Source organism: Flavobacterium covae, from assembly GCF_001534645.1.
Classification (GTDB): domain Bacteria; phylum Bacteroidota; class Bacteroidia; order Flavobacteriales; family Flavobacteriaceae; genus Flavobacterium; species Flavobacterium covae.
The window spans coordinates 1,402,094-1,421,090 of record NZ_CP013992.1 but is presented as its reverse complement, the minus strand read 5'-3'; the positions used below and the strand labels follow the sequence as shown (position 1 = coordinate 1,421,090).

13 protein-coding genes are annotated in these 18,997 nt (G+C 28.5%); 6 read left to right on the top strand and 7 right to left on the bottom strand.

Features of this window, described 5'->3' with window-relative positions; all coding sequences use genetic code 11:
• Positions 1-5: 5 nt before the first annotated feature.
• Positions 6-449: a hypothetical protein gene (locus AWN65_RS06340; protein WP_060382395.1), complete on the bottom strand. Its 444-nt coding sequence runs from the start codon at positions 447-449 to the stop codon at positions 6-8.
• A 59-nt stretch (positions 450-508) separates the two neighbouring features.
• Here AWN65_RS06340 and AWN65_RS06335 point away from each other — a divergent pair, with 59 nt between their 5' ends.
• On the top strand, positions 509-2,599 hold the full coding sequence (locus AWN65_RS06335) for an LTA synthase family protein (RefSeq protein WP_060382394.1): 2,091 nt from the start codon (positions 509-511) through the stop codon (positions 2,597-2,599).
• 188 nt (positions 2,600-2,787) lie between these two features.
• Here the strand turns inward: AWN65_RS06335 and yaaA are convergent, their stop codons facing one another.
• Positions 2,788-3,546: a peroxide stress protein YaaA gene (gene yaaA / locus AWN65_RS06330; RefSeq protein ID WP_060382393.1), complete on the bottom strand. Its 759-nt coding sequence runs from the start codon at positions 3,544-3,546 to the stop codon at positions 2,788-2,790.
• Between the two features lie 261 nt (positions 3,547-3,807).
• On the opposite strand from yaaA, the gene AWN65_RS06325 reads away from it, so the two are divergent.
• On the top strand, positions 3,808-4,797 hold the full coding sequence (locus tag AWN65_RS06325) for an aspartate-semialdehyde dehydrogenase (RefSeq protein WP_060382392.1): 990 nt from the start codon (positions 3,808-3,810) through the stop codon (positions 4,795-4,797).
• Positions 4,798-4,928: 131 nt separating this feature from the next.
• Here the strand turns inward: AWN65_RS06325 and AWN65_RS06320 are convergent, their stop codons facing one another.
• From AWN65_RS06320 to AWN65_RS06305, 4 genes are all read right to left on the bottom strand, one after another.
• Positions 4,929-5,570 (bottom strand): hypothetical protein, encoded by a 642-nt coding sequence (locus tag AWN65_RS06320; RefSeq protein WP_060382391.1) that lies wholly within the window; start codon positions 5,568-5,570, stop codon positions 4,929-4,931.
• 14 nt (positions 5,571-5,584) lie between these two features.
• Positions 5,585-6,079: an RNA polymerase sigma factor gene (locus tag AWN65_RS06315; RefSeq protein ID WP_060382390.1), complete on the bottom strand. Its 495-nt coding sequence runs from the start codon at positions 6,077-6,079 to the stop codon at positions 5,585-5,587.
• Positions 6,080-6,447: 368 nt separating this feature from the next.
• Positions 6,448-10,899, bottom strand: coding sequence for a T9SS type B sorting domain-containing protein (locus AWN65_RS06310; RefSeq protein ID WP_060382389.1), 4,452 nt, complete (start codon positions 10,897-10,899; stop codon positions 6,448-6,450).
• A gap of 34 nt (positions 10,900-10,933) precedes the next feature.
• Entirely contained in the window at positions 10,934-13,213 is a 2,280-nt protein-coding gene (locus AWN65_RS06305) for a T9SS type B sorting domain-containing protein (protein WP_060382388.1), read from the bottom strand.
• Positions 13,214-13,526: 313 nt separating this feature from the next.
• Here AWN65_RS06305 and nadC point away from each other — a divergent pair, with 313 nt between their 5' ends.
• The 4 genes from nadC to priA all read left to right on the top strand — a co-directional run bounded on the left by nadC (position 13,527) and on the right by priA (position 18,249).
• Positions 13,527-14,384 (top strand): carboxylating nicotinate-nucleotide diphosphorylase, encoded by an 858-nt coding sequence (nadC, locus tag AWN65_RS06300; RefSeq protein ID WP_060382387.1) that lies wholly within the window; start codon positions 13,527-13,529, stop codon positions 14,382-14,384.
• A gap of 66 nt (positions 14,385-14,450) precedes the next feature.
• The gene (locus AWN65_RS06295; RefSeq protein ID WP_060382386.1) at positions 14,451-15,377 is read left to right on the top strand and encodes a YihY/virulence factor BrkB family protein; all 927 of its coding nucleotides are present in this window, start codon (positions 14,451-14,453) and stop codon (positions 15,375-15,377) included.
• Position 15,378: 1 nt separating this feature from the next.
• Positions 15,379-15,798, top strand: a complete 420-nt coding sequence (locus AWN65_RS06290) for a DUF2147 domain-containing protein (RefSeq protein ID WP_060383846.1) — start codon at positions 15,379-15,381, stop codon at positions 15,796-15,798.
• A gap of 3 nt (positions 15,799-15,801) precedes the next feature.
• Positions 15,802-18,249 carry a replication restart helicase PriA gene (gene priA, locus AWN65_RS06285; protein WP_060382385.1) on the top strand — a complete coding sequence of 816 codons (2,448 nt, stop codon included), beginning with the start codon at positions 15,802-15,804 and terminating at the stop codon, positions 18,247-18,249.
• On the opposite strand, the gene AWN65_RS06280 is transcribed toward priA, so the two are convergent.
• A complete protein-coding gene (locus AWN65_RS06280) occupies positions 18,246-18,941 on the bottom strand; it encodes a LytR/AlgR family response regulator transcription factor (protein WP_060382384.1) in 696 nt (231 codons plus the stop codon). The genes priA and AWN65_RS06280 overlap by 4 nt on opposite strands.
• Between the last annotated feature and the right edge of the window lie 56 nt (positions 18,942-18,997).

The window sequence follows — 18,997 nt, the reverse complement described above, 5'->3', positions numbered from 1 at the left end:
ATATTTTAATTTTTACGAATTTCATTATGATGAATCCTGCCTCCAGAAGTACCTACTGGTTGTGAAAAAAATATACTTGTACCTGCTATGAGTAATATTAAAAAAGCTAAGAATTGAGCTTTAGGGTGTTTTTTTTTATTAGTAATTATTCCTATTATAGAAATAGAACCTAAAAGGTATACTGTTTTCATAAAAATTTCTGCTTTTTCTTCATGAAATTCTATTAAAACGTGGGGGAAATTATTTGTTTTCTCTAAAAAATGTTCTGCTTTATCTCCTGTTATCATTGAGATTTTGCCCATTATCATAGAAAAAATAAAAATAGTATAAGCTATATTTAAAACTAAAGCGTTTTTTCTAAAAATTCCATAAACTAAAATAGCGATACCAAAGAATACTCCAATGATTGGGAAATGGTTAACTAATAAATGTAAATGTACAGAATTCATCGTATAAATTTTATAGTATGCCAAATTTAATAGTTAATTTTGCTAAAATTTAAAATGCAATGAATTTTTTTGAAAAAAAATCGCCCTACAAACAGTTGTTGAGTCTATTTTTACTTAGTAACTTTATTTTAAGAATTGTGCTCTTATTTCATCCTATTACCACTACTAGTTTTAGTTGGAAAGAATTAGGTAAGATTTTTCTAACAGGATTTATTTCTGATTTTTTTGTTTTTATTATGGCTTCTGGTTTATTATGGCTCTATTTATTATTTTTATCGAATACTAAATATGAAAAGCCTTGGGGCTATATTATTTTTGTTTCCTTTTGCACTCTTTTATTATATGTAAGTTTTGGTAATACGATTTTAAATGAATATGGGGGTGTTTTACCCGAAATAGGTATAAGTTTTGTAGCTCTTAAGACTTTGTTTTTTGGATTAATGCTTTTTATGCCTACTTATAGAAAACAAATTCGAACTATTTTATTTTCAATAACGGTATTTTTAGTGGTGCTAATTATAGTACAAAATACGGTGAGCGAATTTTTCTTTTGGAATGAATTTGGTGTACGTTATAATTTTATTGCAGTTGATTACTTAGTTTATACAAACGAAGTAATCAAGAATATAATGGAATCGTATCCTATAATTCCTTTATTTACAGGAGTTGGATTAATTACGGCATTTTTTACTTATAAAATAGTAAAAACCTCAGAGGTGTTTTTAAAAAATCTGCCTTCTTTTCAGGATAAAGTAAAATCAACTATTGCTTATATTGGTTTAATAATAGTAAGTTTTTTTTTAATTCCTATTCTAGCTAAACAAGAAACTTCTTCAAATGTTTTTGCTAACGAGTTGCAGGCAAGTGGTCTTTATCGTTTTTACTTAGCATTTATGAATAGTGAATTAGATTATCAAAAATTTTATAAAACTATTCCAGAAGAAGAAGCATTTACTTTATTGAAAGAACAATTAGGTAATTTAGAAAATAAAACATCTGAAAGATTAATTGTTTCTAGATTACCAGAAACTAAGAAGAATGTGGTTTTAATAACTATTGAAAGTTTGAGTGCTGATTTTATGAAATGTTATGGAAATCAGCTTAACGTAACTCCTTTTTTAGATAGTTTGGCTACTCAAAGTACACAGTTTACCAATTTATATGCGGTTGGAAATAGAACAATAAGAGGCTTAGAGGCAGTTACATTATGTCTTCCTCCATCACCAGGTGAAAGTATAGTAAAGAGAAAAGACAACAAGAATAAGTTTTCTACAGGAAGTATCTTTAAACAAAAAGGATATACGGTAAAATATCTTTATGGGGGAGATGCTTATTTTGATAATATGGAAGATTTTTTTGGAGGAAATGGATATGAAATAGTAGATAAAAAAACGTTTAAACCTAATGAAATAACTTTTTCCAATGTTTGGGGAGTTTGTGATGAAGATATGGCTAAAAAAGCTATTCAAGTAATGAATGCAGAAGCTAAAACAGGGAAACCTTTTTTTAATCATTGGATGACTGTAAGTAATCATAGACCTTTTACTTATCCTGCTAATAAAATAGACATTCCTAATGACGCAAAATCACGTGAAGGAGGTGTAAAATATACTGATTATGCCTTGCGTCAATTTTTTAATATGGCAAAAAAACAAACTTGGTATAAGAATACTATTTTCGTAATCATTGCGGATCATTGTGCATCAAGTGCAGGAAAAACAGAATTGCCTATGGATAAATATCGTATACCTGCTATGATTTTTGAACCCATGAAAAAAGGAGCTATAAATCCAATATTAATGTCTCAAATAGATATTATGCCTACTTTATTTGGAAGGCTAGGTTTTCGTTATACGAGTAAATTTTATGGACAAGATGTTTATTCAATAGATTACAAACCAAGGGCATTTATAGCAACATATCAAGATCTGGGGTATATTAAAAACAATATACTTACAATTATTTCACCAAAGCAAAAAGTGAAGCAATTTGATTTGGTTTTACAACCTTCTGTTTTATCAAAAGAATTTCAAATCATGTATGATGAAATAACTAAAAATGATATAGATAATCAATTGGTAAAAGAAACGATTAGTAATTATCAAACCGTTTCTCAAATACTAAAATCAAAGCAATATGAAAAGAATTAAATTCAATAGTTAAAAAATATAAAAGAAAAGAAACTGTCCAAAAAATTTGCAATCTTTCATTTCGACCAAAAGGAGAAATTACATAATGTTGATTATGAGATCCTCCTTATGTCAGAGTGACAAACTGCATGTTGATTTATTATTTTTTGGACAGCCTCTTTTTATATATAAAGATTCATTTTATTAGTTTATCTTGTAAATACTAATTTAGTATGTGTAGAGAGAGATGCGTCAAATGAATATCTTTCGTAATTAAAACTTTTTAAATCTTCTAATGTTTCAATATTGTTTTCAATAATATAACGAACCATAAGTCCTCTAGCTTTTTTGGCAAAAAAAGAGATTATTTTTAATTGACCATTTTTATAATCTTTGAATTCAGGTGCAATAACAGGAACTTTTATTTTTTTAAAATTAATGACAGAAGAATACTCGTGACTAGCAAGATTAATCAAAATATCGTTATTTTCTAATTCCTGATTTAAACTATCTGTTAAGGTTTCTTTCCAATATTCATAAAGATTTTTTTTATTACCTATAGCTAACTTTGTTCCCATTTCTAAACGATAAGGTTGAATGAGATCTAATGGTTTTAATAAGCCGTATTGTCCCGAAAGTATACGGAGTTTACTTTGTAATTGATCTATTTTTTGTTCTGATATACTATAGGCATCTAATCCTTGGTAGACATCTCCGTTAAAAGCATACACTGCGGGACGAGCATTTTTAGGCGTAAAGGGAATTTTAAATTCTTGATTTCTTTGCCAATTTAATTCTCCTAGTGCAGGTGATATTTTCATTAGATTAGATAAATCATTTGGTGTTAATTGTTTTAATACTTTAATTATTTCTTCTGACTTATTTAAAAAAGAGGGTTGTGTAAATTGATCAATAGGTAATTTTTTTTCAAAATCTAAAGATTTTGCAGGAGATATAATAATTTTCATTATGTTTTTATTTAATGCCTTGATTACAAAAATACTTCGAAATATATTCAATAAGCAATTCTTATAATTGTTTTTTTCTATTTTTTTATAGTAGATTTAATCAGGTATTTTTATTTTTAAAATTTGAAAAAAATGTAAATGCAAGAATATGCTATTTATCTTTTTTAATGTTAAGAATTTCTTATAAAATAAGAGTTCTAAATAGTTTGAAAATAAATATTATGTACATTTGTTCTGCAAAAATTAAACATACACAAGACAATGAAAATAGCTGTTGTAGGTGCTACCGGTATGGTAGGAGAGGTAATGCTACAAGTTTTAGCAGAACGTAATTTTCCAATCACAGAATTAATTCCTGTGGCTTCTGAAAAATCAATTGGAAAAGATATAGAATTTAAGGGAAAATTGTATAAAGTAGTAGGTATGCAAACAGCGGTTGAAATGAAACCCGAAATTGCTATTTTTTCTGCAGGTGGAGAAACTTCTAAAGAATGGGCACCTCAGTTTGCAGCGGTTGGAACAACAGTTATTGATAATTCATCTGCTTGGCGTATGGATCCTACAAAAAAGTTAATAGTTCCTGAAATTAATGCAGCTATTCTTACCAAGGAAGATAAGATTATTGCTAATCCTAATTGTTCGACTATTCAAATGGTAATGGTACTGTCTCCTTTACATAAAAAATATGATATAAAACGTGTTATTGTTTCTACTTATCAGTCTATTACAGGGACGGGGGTTAAAGCGGTAAGACAATTAGAAAATGAATATGCTGGAATAAAAGAAGAAATGGCTTACAAATATCCAATTCATCGTAATCTAATCCCACAATGTGATGTTTTCGAGGAAAATGGTTATACGAAAGAAGAAATGAAATTAGTTCGTGAAACTCAAAAGATACTAGAAGACAAAACAATTGCTGTTACAGCTACTGCTGTAAGGGTTCCTGTAGTAGGAGGACATAGTGAAGCTGTAAACGTTGAATTTAAAAAAGATTTTGAAGTTTCAGAGGTTCGCGCTATTCTACACGAAATGTCAGGGGTAACTGTACAAGATAATATAGATACTTTTACGTTTCCAATGCCTTTGTATGCAGAAGGTAAAAATGATGTTTTTGTAGGAAGAATTCGTCGTGATGAAAGTCAGCCCAATACCCTTAATTTATGGATTGTAGCTGATAATTTAAGAAAAGGTGCAGCTACTAATGCAGTGCAAATAGCAGAATATTTAGTAACTAATAAATTAGTATAATATTTTGTTGCTATTTTTAAATAAATATATCTAGGAGGTCTCTAAAAATTAAGCTTCCTAGATATTTAAAATAAGGAAGTCATAAACTAAATTTAAACTATCTTTTTGGAAATTAATTCCATAAAACTTTGTTAGCTTATCTTTTCTAATTCAAGGTAATTTCTCTTTAGTTTACGCAATAATCTGCCGTATAAGAAATTATAGATTAATAAAAAGATCGCAATCATTAAGCCCGTTAATAAAATAGATATCAAAATAGAAATTATTAAAATAGTATATTCACTTACTTGATTTTCCGAATATTTGAATTCATCTGATATACCTATATATACACCATACCCAAATAGATAAGAATGTATTATAGCAAAAAGACTGAGGTTAAAAACAATATATCTTTTAACAATTTGTCTAACAATAAAAATATTTTTCATTAATTGTTTTGTAGAGTTGAGTACTTCTATTTTTTTATATGATATATAAAAATTATAGATGAAATACAGTATAATCACATAAGAAATACCAGTGATAATATTTAAATAAATTTCAGGTAGATGTATTTTTTCTAAAAAAAGATCTTCTTTACTGTTTTTATTTAAAGAAAATGAAAAACTTAATATAATACCTAATAAAAACTCAATAACACTGATAATAAAAATCCATTTGACTGCTGATGATGAATTTTTATGTAACATAGCATAAATATTTTCTTCGGTCATTTTTGGAAAATTATTAGTATTATTCCAATTTTTCTTTAATAAATCCAATTCTTCCATTTTTCCTTCTATCGTTACGGATTAATTATTTGTTTTAACTTTGTTTTGATACGATTCATTTTTACTCTTGCATTTACTTCGCTTATACCTAGCGTTTCAGAAATTTCATTATAGTCTTTGTCCTCTAAATACATGAATACAAGTGCTTTTTCTATATCACTAAGTTGATATACAGCCTTGTAGAGTAATTTTAGATTTTCTTCTTCTTGGTAATTATATTCTTCTTGTAATACAAAATGCCTACTTGTTTCAAATTCAATTGTATGAATTGATTTAGAAGATTTTCTATATAAAGTAATAGCGGTATTAAGAGCTACTCGATAAGCCCAAGTTGAAAATTTAGAATCGCCTCTAAACTGAGGATAAGCTTTCCATAATTGGATTGTAATTTCTTGAAATAAATCGTTGTGTTCTTCTTCATTTTGGGTATAAAGTCTACAAATTTTGTGAACCAAATTTTGGTTATTTTTTAGTTGATTCACAAATGATTTTTCTAATTCAGTATTCATACTCCCCATTAGTTGGTAGTTTTTATGAATTGTTACAGTTTTAGAGTATGTTTTTTTTGATTATTTTGTAACTGATTGTATTTGATTAATTTATGTGTTTTGGGGTTTAATGATTACCATTGTAAAGTCATTTTTTTATTAATATATAAAATTGGAATTAATATTGAGTTTGTTTTAACTCAGATTATACATTGGATTTTGTGGTGAGGAAGAAAAAGGAGAAAAATGATGATAGACGGAAATTTTTTATTGTAGAATTTTAGGATATACGATTTATATAAGTGTACATAAATATTGTGATATAAAATAAAACCCTCACAAATTTTTTACTTATGAGGGTTAGAAAGATTGTTATTTTCAATGTTTATTTATCTTTTAATAGAAAAATGACCTTTACTAATTCTACCGTCTTTTAATTGAGTTGTAAACCAATAGTCATCTGCTGGAAGAGGTTTGCCTAAATAAGTGCCATCCCATCCAGACTGTGAAGGAGAAATTTCTTTTAATAATTTTCCAAAACGGTCAAAGATTAAAATTTTGGCATCAGAATTAAATATAGAATCAGCTCCTATTACATTCCAGTAATCATTGTATCCATCACCATTTGGAGTAAAAAAGGCAGGAAAACCTAAAATAGAAAATGAAACTTCTAATGTTTTGCAACCATTTAAATCAATAACATATATTTTGTGTACGCCAGGTATTAAATTGTCAAAATAACCTATTTTTTGAGTAGGAGCATTTATATGATCTAATGCAAAAACATATTTGCCATTACCAGACACATTTATACTAACAGAGTTATTATCAACTAAATCTTGAATAATAAGATTATTGTTAAGTATAGCTGTATTAGATTCTGTTACATTGATAGTTCTTTCTCTAAAACAAGCAGATGGTGTTTTATTAATGACTTTTACTTTATAAGTACCTATTTGATTTACAGAAATAGATTCTGTATTAAAAGGAATTGTAACGCCATCTTTTGACCATTCGTAAGAAAAATTTTGATGATCACTTCCTATTGGAAGTCCAGATTGTAAAGTAATATTAAAATCAGGGTCGTCAGTACATATATAGGTGTTTGATAAGCCTGAAATGTTAGTGTCAATATTTGGTTTAGCTTCTACTTTTAATTCGAATTGTAGAGGTATTCCTAAACAAGCTTTTGTTATTTTATTTTCTACTCGAACCCATATTTTATCGCCTCCTTTATTTGTATTTCTAAAGTTAGTAAAATTATTTTTATCAATAGCTAATGATTTACCATTTGAAAATTGTTGATAATAGTCATTTTCATTTCTGTAAAAATATACTTCTATATCAGGATTATTAAATTGTGATATTATACCATTATAATTTTTAGATAAATCAAATGTTGTTATTCCGTCATAATCATCATGATTTGCATCTACATAATCATCACAAGTTATGATGATATCTTCAGGTATAAGAAAAGAGGCTTGTGCTGTTGATACATAAATTTCAAAAGGAATTACACTAAAACAATTGTTGGAATTGAGTACTCTAGCCCAAATAATTTCTAATGATTGTGCTTGATTTGTGTAAGTTTCGTGATTTTTTATTTGGTCATTTGCGTTGTTTGTAATTGCGCCTGCTTGTGTATGGAAGTAACTAAAAGTTTCATTAGCATAATTATCAGAAATTAAACTTTGAACTTTATCTAAATTAAATAGAGCAAGACCATTTGTTGAGTTAGTACATTGAATTAATCTTTGATTGCTTTTTAATATTGGAAGAGGATATATGATTAATCCTATATTATTAGAAAAAGAATCACACGCATTGCCTAAACGATTTAATTTAACTCTAAATAAATGATTTGTCATTGCGTTAGATAAATTTTTTATTTCTAGTTCAGGAGTATTAACCCCAGAATAATTACTTGTATTTGATAAATTATTCCAATTAACACCATTATCGGTAGAGATTTGCCATTGAAAAGTATCAGCGTTTGATGTTAAAGAAATCTTAGTTTTTTCTAAAAGACATCCTTTACCTGGTTTTGGCTGATCTGTTATACTTATAGGAGCAGATTGTAAGTAAATCGTATTGGGTTTTGTATATCCTATAAAGCCTATAACTTTTCCTTTGTTATCTACTTGTGGAGGAGTGATATTACCTAATATGCCATCTGTATTAGCATCAATAAATCCAGCCTCTTTTACATCAAAACATAAATCATTATCAGCGTCTAAGTCACGATAGTTACTCATTCCATCGTTATCAAAATCTATTTCTTTTTCTTCGGAATCTAAGATTCCATCGTTATCCGAATCTAAATCAAGATAATCAGGAACACCATCTTTATCGTTATCAACTGGTATTAATCCAGGTTCAAAAGCATTGTCTAATCCATTATGGTTAGTATCCGTATTAGATATAGCTATTGGGGTATTATTTTGCGCTTCTATACGATCATTTATACCATCATTATCACTATCTATATCTTCTTTATCAGGAATTGTGTCACCATCAGAATCTTTGGAAACACAAGAGGCCTCTAAATTTAAACTGGATTTGGCTGAAACTGAATCAGATAAATTTTTATGTTTGATTTTTAATATATTAATATTTTTTCCTGCTATTTTAAAAGTTCCTGAGCCTGATTGTAAAGGTGTAGTACTATTGCGTCTAAAACGAATTTCAAAAGAAGAAAATTGTTTTACGCCATTTTCAAAAATTCCATCAAAGTTGGTATCAATTAAAATTTGATTATCTGGATTTAAAACAGTTAAAGTTCTGTTAATATCACTGTTGATTATATATTCTGTATCTCCATTTAGAGATTCGTTCACTTGAATATTGTTGGGGTATTTTAATTCAATACTCGTAGGTTGATCAAATTGTATTTGATACGTTACACTATTTTGTTTTCCTTTTTGAACTTCAGTTATGATAGTGCCATTTGCATTACCTATTAATGGTGTAGTGGTTCTATTGCCATCAATAATTGTTTGAGTAATGTAATTTGTTGAACTAAAAGGAATAACACCAGTGTTAAGGTTTGTGTTGATAGCTTGATTTCCGTAAGATTCTGTACAATTTAAAATACCATCATTATCTAAATCAATATCAATGTTGTCGTTAATTAAACCATTATTGTTATCAGGACAATTACTAACAGGAATATTATCAGATTCTAATGGAGAAAAAATACCACAAGTAGAGATACTTGCTTTTACTTTATAATATCCAGGTTTAGTTGGTATATAAGTATTTGTGTTAGCGCCTAAAATAGGCCCGTCTTGATCATACCATTGGAAAGTATCAAACGAAGAGGCAGTGCTTATTGCTAGTTTAATATTTGGAATACAATTATCAGCGGATAAAGATACTTTTTCTAAAGCAATTTCGGGTTTGAAGGTAAAACCAGAATAATATCCTCCAAATGTAGCGGCTCCATTATTACCATAAGCAGCTATATATAACTCGTCTGTTGAAAAAACAGCTAGATTGCCTGTTAAGTTTTTTATTGTGTAGGTAACATAATTTGTATTACCATTAACAGGATTAGGACCTGATATTTCCTTACTAGGGAGATTTTTTAGGTCATAATCAATACCATTTATATTAAAGGTTAAAATTGCACCTGCTTTGGTTACTATTGTAATCCGACCATTAAACTGATAATTGCCAAGGTTATCAATAAATGGAATATTATTTATATTATCTGGGGTTTGACAACTTAATGGGGGAACAAAGAACATTTCTTGATTAGCAAAATCTTTACTACTATTATCATTATATTCTTTTAGAGAGCCTACAGATTGATAAGCGAAAAGGTTTTTGGTGGATTTTACATATAGATTATTATTTAATGAAAATTGAGAACCATCTATTGTTACATATTCTCCTGAATTTAAAATATAATCAGCAGTATTGCTACCATTTAAATAAATTTGAGTATCATCTTTATGTGCAATTAATAATATCCTTTCGGCAAGATCCCATCCGTCACTTTTTATAAATATATATTCTGTAGGATTAGGTGTTGTTCCATTAATAATTTCAGGTGCAATTTTATTAATTGTTTCAGCTGATACAATTTGGTCAAAGCCCATATCTAAGTTTTGAGAATCTCCGTTAGAACCCGCAAATGAGCCACTATTGACTGTAATGGGTTTATCGGCTGATATTAATGCACCTATAAGAGCATTGCGAGGTTGAAAACTAGATCCTTTTAGGGCAATAACAAAACTTTCACCATTATTTAAAATTATGTCACTGGGAGTGTTTCCTTCGTTATTATTAATTAATCTTGTATTAGGTTTTATGTTGCTAAATTTAATTCGAGTATTATTTTCAGTAGCAAGAATCGAAGCAAATGTATAATGAGAGTTATCATAAGTAGGTACATGATCGTTTAAAAATGCACCTAATCTAAATTCCTTACCCAATGCAGCAATCCCTTTTGAAACGATAGAACTAGCATGATAACTGTTTTCTGATCGTATTCTTATAGAAACAGCCACTAAGTCTTGTGCTTCAATTATATAACCTTTATTTTTAAGAATGGTATGCGCAAAAGAAGAACTTACATGAGCTTGGGTATTATTACCATAACCTATTCTATGGATATAAGGTGAATTTCTTGTAACAGTTCCAGTTATAACGTTACCTCCTAATGCTGTAATGTTAAAACTAACAGGTGATGTACTCGGTGTTGAAATATACATATATTGTTCACCAGCAGTTATCTCGCCAGAAGAAACAGGGGGTAAATAATGCGTTTTGCTAAATTGAGCGACTACCGTAAATGTAAGTAATTGAAATAATATTAAAAATTTTGCCTTCATTGAGATTGAATAAAAAACCCACAAAGCTAATTATTTATCGTTTAAGGCTAAAATGATTTTTAATAGTTTTATTGTTATAAAACTTAATACTAAACCAATAATCGTCTGCTGGTAAATTATTTCCTAAATAAGTCCCATCCCATGATTGGTTAGAATTTAATTGTTTTAATAGTTTACCATAACGATCAAAAATTTCTATTTTTTCAATAGTATTTCTAAAATTAGAATCTTTTATATACCATGTATCGTTGTATCCATCATAATTAGGAGTAAAAGATTTAGGATAATCTAACAAATAAACTGTTTGATAAGGTGTTGGTTCACATCCATTTTTATCCCTAATTGAAATATGATATTCTCCTTGTTCAAGATTAGTAAATAAATTAGAGTTTTGATATTTAACTCCGTCTATAGAAAATTCATAATCACCACCATTAGAAGTATAAAAAATTTCTAATGAATTGGTGTTAGAAAATTCAGTGATTACTGTATTTATATTAGTAGCAGGTGCTGACTCTTGAACAAAGTATTTTTTTAAAGCTTTGCACCCTTGAGAATCTATTATTTCAACTGTGTAGATCCCTTTTTGATGTATTATAATGCTATTGGTGTTTTCTAGTGTATTCCAAAGGTAATGTGTGAAATTTTTAGGGGCTTCAATTGTTAATGCTTCTCCTTTACAAATTATAAGATGACTATCTTTTACAATATCTGGATTGATATAATTTACTTTTAAAGTTATTTCAATAATGTTGTGACATGAATTATTTTGATCTATTCGAGCATAAATTTTTTGTTCATTTTTTATTGTATTATTAAAAGTATTCGTCAGAGGTAAAAGTTTTTTTTCAGCATCACTTGCGCTTTTGTAAAAACTTATTTTTGTATAGTTCGTAAGAGGTAAAATAATGTTATCAATTAGCTCTTGATCTAGAATAAAATTAGTAAAACCATCTATTTTTTCGTCATGATCACATTTAGTATAACTTTTATTAATAGGGCTAATGGTGGAAAGCTGAAGATTTACAGTTGTTTCATTTGAACAATAGCCATTACTTACTTTAGCAAAAATAGTTTTGGGAGAAGACAGATAACGTGTTGGATCATTGATAGGTGTTCCATTTGAATTTTCAGAAAAAACAACTTTATAATTAGGATTGTTAAGAGTTAATACTTGATGCAATTTTGTTAAATCATAATATCCTTTACCATCTTTATCAAAATCACATTCTATTAAATTTTGAGGTGTTAAAGAAGGAATATTTATAAATTGCACAGTAACATTTCCTTTAGAAACACAAGTTCCATTAATAAGTACTTCAACTCGATATTCAACTTCATTAGTATTCGCATTATCTGTAATTAGGTATTTGGGAGTATGGATTCCAGTATTTATATTATTTTTATACCAAGTATAAGTATTGTTAGTTCCATATTGCAATGCGTCTAATTCTACCATTTCTCCTGCGCAATAAGGATTTTGAGAAGTTATAGTATGATTATTTCCTAAAAAAGTTTCGCTTTGAAAAGTACCTCCTCCCAAAAAAATAGCCGAATCATATTTTTCATTGCCTTGATCAGCAATTACTAGTTTAATATGATAAGAGTTGCCCGCTATAACATTAGATTGAGCTTTTAAAACTTTAGTTTGACCATTAAACGCAATAGGGGAATCAAATCCATTAAACCTGTCGAAATATTCTTCATTACTTTTAGGGCAAATTGTTCCAGAACCTCTAATATTTTGCACTGTTACAGGGGTATTTGTCCCAGGTACTAAAGCAATATTTTGATAACTTTGATTACTGTTATTAGGTTTTATTAAAAAGGCAAATCCATCCGTATAACCACATTGATTAGGAGATGGGTTTGCAAGATATTGTTCTGAAGCAAAAATATAATCAAAAGAAATTTTGTTGGTAAAAGGAATATAATCAAACTCTAATACAGAAGCATTGTATGTGTTACTTATACCCAGTGCTTGCATTAAATCATTGTCTCCTTGCCAAAGTATAGCCCCATCAGATAAGTTACCTACATTAGGACCTACAGTATTTACAACTTTTCCTGTACTCAAAATAATACCATTTTGTAAAGGAAAAGAACTGTTATTATTATCAAAATAACCAATACTTGGATTTCCATAATTTTCGCCACCATGTATGGAAACATTAGATACATTACCACAAGTTACGCCCCCTAAAAAAATAGTCACTAAATCATTAGCAGTATACTGATCATTTACATTTATGTATTGTGAATGAGAATTTAATATTACAAAAAATAGAAGAATTTTTAAAAGATATTTTTTCATGAAGCTAATATACTTTAAACTTTGTAAAAATCTATAAATAGAAATTTTTATAAATAAAAAGAAATTCATAGCGATCAATAGCTTAATTAATGATTTTGAAAAATAATACCAATTTGAAAACTTTTGTTGAATACCAAATAAGAACTTTAAATAAAATGTTTTGAGAAAAAGTAAAAAAATAAAACTTAAATTAACTGTTTGAAAATAAATGATTTGGATAGATGCGTTGTTTTGATTTAGAAAGGAAAGATGAATTTTTAATTTATTTTTTGCTAAAATTAGATTATTTTTAGCCTCTTTAATGCAGATTAATATGATTTCAGAAAAACAGTTTCAAGAGGAACTTATAGATATAATAGCTAAAGGAGTAAAGGAAGATATAGGACCGGGTGATTATAGTTCTTTGGCGTGTATTCCTGTTTCCGAAGTTGGTAAAGCAAAGTTGTTGGTAAAAGATAAAGGCATTATTGCAGGAGTAGAGTTTGCCAAAATGATTTTTAATTACGTAGATCAAGATTTAGAGGTAGAAGTTTTAATTCAAGACGGAACTCCAGTTCAATTTGGGGATGTTGTTTTATATGTTTCAGGGAGTTCGCAATCTATCTTAAAAGCAGAACGATTAGTCCTTAACTCTATGCAGCGTATGAGTGCAATAGCTACAAAAACAAATTATTATGTACAGTTATTAGAAGGAACTCAAACAAAAGTTTTAGACACCAGAAAAACTACTCCAGGTTTTAGAGCTTGTGAAAAATGGGCCGTAAAAATAGGAGGAGGTGAAAATCATCGTTTTGCTCTTTATGATATGATTATGCTAAAAGACAACCATATTGATTTTGCGGGAGGTATTACTTCAGCAATAACTAAAACTAAAAAATACTTATCAGATCATAATTTAGATTTAAAGATTATTGTAGAGGCTCGCAATCTGACCGAAATCGAAGAAATTTTACAAACAGAAGGAGTGTACCGCATCTTAATTGATAATTTTAATTTTGAAGACACTCGTACTGCTGTTCAGATGATCGGAAATAAATGTTTAACAGAATCTTCAGGTAATATTAATGAAAAAACCATACGAGAATATGCTAATTGTGGTGTAGATTATATTTCTTCGGGTGCCTTGACACACTCTGTTTATAATATGGACTTGTCTCTAAAAGCAGTCTGATTTTGTTTGATAATTTGAAAATAAGCTAATTTCTGGTAAATGAGTAACTTCTCTGAAAAATAAAAAATGGAAAATACAAAAGAAATACTTCTGAAAATACCATTAATAAAACAATTAATAATTGTTTTAGATAATGTAAAATTACCATGGCTAAATGGATTATCGTTTTATGAATTAATAGAATTTTATTTAGTAGGCGTTCTTCAAGGAGGAATTAGTTATAGAGCAGCTGCCATTGCCTTTAGTTTTTTTATGGCATTATTTCCTTTTGCTCTATTTATTTTAAATTTAATCCCGTACATTCCTATCAAAGGTTTTCAGAATGATTTTTTACTATTTGTAAGAGATAATGTACCTCCTACAACGTTTGATGCTATTGAAAATATTATAAAAGATATTCTTAATAATAGTCAAACAGGACTATTGTCATGGGGGGTATTTTTATCAGTTTTTTTAATGACTAATGGAGTAAATGCTGTTATGAGTGGTTTTGAAACCTCCTTACATATTAGTGTAAAGAGACCTTATTTTAGACAATACTTTGTAGCTCTACTTATTTCGCTAATGCTCACTACCATTTTAATAATCACAATATCAGCTATTATTTTTTTAGAAATAATCATTCAAAAAACCATAATACAAGATGTATTGAGTTCCAGAGTTTCTGATAAAATATCATTAATAGAACTAGGAAGATATACTTTTGTAGTTATTATGATTCTTTTAGCAACCGCTATTTTATTTAAATACGGCATTAAACAATCTAAAAAAAAGCGACTCATTACAATTGGTACCGTTTTTACCACAGGATTAATTGTAGTATCTTCTTACTTTTTTGGTATTTGGGTTGTTAAATTTTCAAAATATAATGAACTTTATGGTTCAATAGGTACACTTTTAGTATTCCTTTTTTATCTTTGGATCAATTGTATGGTATTATTACTAGGTTTTGAATTAGATGCTTCCATACGAAAACTTAAAAAAATTAAATAAAATGAAAAAAATTGCACTTTTAACCTTATTTTTAGGTTGTTTACAAATGAATGCCCAATCTGTTTTTGGAAAATGGAAAACTATTGACGATAAAACTGGAAAAGCCAAATCAGTGGTTGAAATTTTTGAATCAAATGGTAAAGTAGTTGGTAAAATAGTTGAGATTTTAGATCCAGCAAAACGTGATAGAAAATGTGAAAAATGCGAAGGTTCTGATAAAAATAAACCTATTTTAGGCTTATTAATTATAAAAGGTCTCGAAAAAGATGGCGATGAATATAATGGAGGAAACATTACGGATCCTGAAACGGGAAATATATACAAATGTTTTATAAAATTAAATGGGAAAGATCGTTTAACCGTAAGAGGTTATATGGGAATTTCTCTTATCGGACGTTCACAAACTTGGATAAGAAGTTAATTCATGCGCTATTTTATAGAAGTTGTCATCCCTATTTCGCTTCCACAAACTTTTACTTATGAAGTTTCGGAAGCGGAATTTTATTTTATACAAATAGGAATGCGTGTTGCAGTTCCTTTTGGTAAAACGAAATTCTATACAGGACTTACCATTAGTAAGCATCATACAGCTCCTACTTTATATGAAGCTAAAGAAATACATCAGATTATAGATCAGATCCCTATTTTAACAACTATTCAAATTGAGTTCTGGAAATGGATAGCCAACTACTATATGTGTTCTTTAGGAGAAGTATATAAAACAGCATTACCATCTGCATTAATATTAGAAAGTGAAACCATAATTTCTGCAAAAAAACAAGTTTTAGATACAACTGATTTATCAGATGACGAATTTCTGATTGTAGAAGCACTTTCTAGTCAAACTTCTTTAAAAGTATCAGAAGTAACAGCCATCCTCAATAAAAAGAAAGTTTTTCCAGTTATTCAATCTTTATTAGATAAAGATATTTTAATTCTTCAAGAAGAAATGATTGAGGAATATAAACCTAAATTAGTCAAGTATATTCGTTTAGCAGAAAAATTTAATAAACCAGATCAGTTAGAAGAATTGTTGTTACTCCTCAAAAATGCGCAAAAACAAAAAGAATTAGTTTTAAATTATTTTCAACTCATCGCTACTCAAAAAAAAACAATATCAGTTAAAAATTTGCTCACATTTTCAGGAATAAAAGCAAATACTCTAAAAGTTTTAGTAGACAAACAAATTTTTGAAGAATATTTGTTACAACAGGATCGTATATTTTTTGAAGATGTACAACAAAATCAAATAGTTTTGAGCGATGCACAACAAAAAGCGTACAAACAAATTTTAGAAACTTTAGAAAGGAAAGAAGTTTGTTTATTACATGGTGTAACAGCATCAGGAAAAACAGAAGTTTATATTAAAATCATAGAACAGTATTTAAAACAAGAAAAACAAGTTTTATACTTGTTACCCGAAATAGCATTAACAACCCAATTAGTAAGTAGGTTAAGTAAACATTTTGGAAATAAAATAGCTGTTTACCACTCTAAATACTCAAATAATGAAAGAGTAGAAGTATGGAATGAGGTCTTGATAGGTTCAGAAAAAGCAAAGGTAGTAATAGGTGCTAGGTCAGCACTTTTTTTGCCTTTTCAAAAATTAGGATTAATCATTGTAGATGAGGAACACGAACAAACTTTTAAACAAGTAGATCCAGCACCGCGTTACCATGCCAGAGATGCTTCTATAGTTTTAGCTCATCAATTAAAAGCAAAAGTTCTTCTAGGATCCGCTACGCCTAGTTTAGAAAGTTATTATAATGTTCAAAAAAATAAGTATGGTATAGTAGAACTTTTCGAACGATTTGGAAATGCAGTTTTACCTGAAATTATTTTAGTTGATTTAAAAGATAATTATTTTCGAAAAAGAATGACGGGGCATTTTAGTCAAATATTGATTGACAAAATACAAGAAGCACTATATAATGGAGAACAAATTATTCTTTTTCAGAACAGAAGAGGATATTCTCCTATTTTAGAGTGTATGACCTGTGGACATATTCCGCAATGTTCAAATTGTGATGTAAGCTTAACGTATCATAAATTTAAAAATCAATTACGTTGTCATTATTGTGGTTATAATATAGCAAAACCTACAAATTGTCATGCTTGCTCAAGTATTGATCTTACCTCTAAAGGTTTTGGAACAGAACAAATAGAAATGGAGTTAGTAAGTTTATTCCCTACTAAAAATATAAAACGAATGGATCAGGATACAACTAGAGGGAAATACTCATTTGAACGTTTGATCGATGATTTTAAAAATAAAGAGATAGATATTCTAGTAGGAACTCAAATGTTAGCAAAAGGATTAGATTTCGATAATGTTTCACTGGTTGGGATCTTAAATGCTGATAATATGCTCTATTTTCCTGATTTTAGAGCCTTTGAAAGAAGCTATCAAATGATGACACAAGTAGCGGGTAGAGCAGGAAGAAGTGATAAAAAAGGGAAAGTAGTTATACAAAGTTATAATCCTATGCACAATATAATACAGCAAGTTACAGATCATAACTATTTAGGTATGTACAAAGAACAGTTGTATGAAAGACATATATATAAATATCCTCCTTTTTATAAATTAATAAAGTTTACTTTAAAACATAAAGAATTTGAAAAGTTAAAAGAAGGTTCTATGTGGTTCTATCAAGTGCTAAAACAAAATTTAGAAATGCCTGTATTAGGCCCAGAAGAACCACCAATTAGTAAAATTAGGAATGAATATATTCGAACTATTTTAATAAAAATACCAAAGGACAAGCATTTAGGTAATACAAAAAAAACTATCCAGAAAATACTGAATAGTTTTGAAGCAGTACCTATTTATAAATCTATAAGAGTAGGAGTTAATGTAGATGTAAATTAAGCTTCTAATACACGCATTAGCTCCTCTTTTTTATTGCGACTTAAAGGTATTTTTGCCACACCAATTTCAGCAAATTTGCTATTAAATTTCTCTATTTTATCAATGTTAATGATAAAAGACTTATGTACACGAACAAATTTTTCTTTTGAAAGATCTTTTTCAAAGGATTTCATGGTAGATAAAACAAGATGGCTATCTTCTTCAGTAACTATTTTTACATAATCTCCGAAAGCTTCAATCCACTTTATTTTAGAAGTGTATACTTTTAATTTTTTTAAATTACTTTTGATATAAATATGTTCGCCTTCTTCTTCAGTATTGTGATCTTTTCTGAGCATGTGCAGATCTATTGCTCTTTTAACAGCAATATTAAAACGCTCTTTGGTAAGTGGTTTCTGTAAATAATCAGTAGCTTCATAGTCAAAGGCTTTTAAAGCATATTCAGCTTTGGCTGTAATAAAAATTATCTGGGGTTTTTCTTTTAAGCCGTCTAAAAGATTAAACCCATTAATGATAGGCATTTCTATATCTAAAAATAATAAATCTACTTCATTTATGGCTAAACAACTTTTTGTTTCAACAGCATTTGAGAATTCACCTATTAAATTTAAGTTTTGATGCGCTTCTACAAGTTTAGTTACTAAAATTCTTTGGATAGAACTATCATCTACCACAATACAATTTAACTTCATGGGAAACAGTTTAAAATAGATTGGACAGGTTAAAAATAGTTCATTTTTTTAAACTG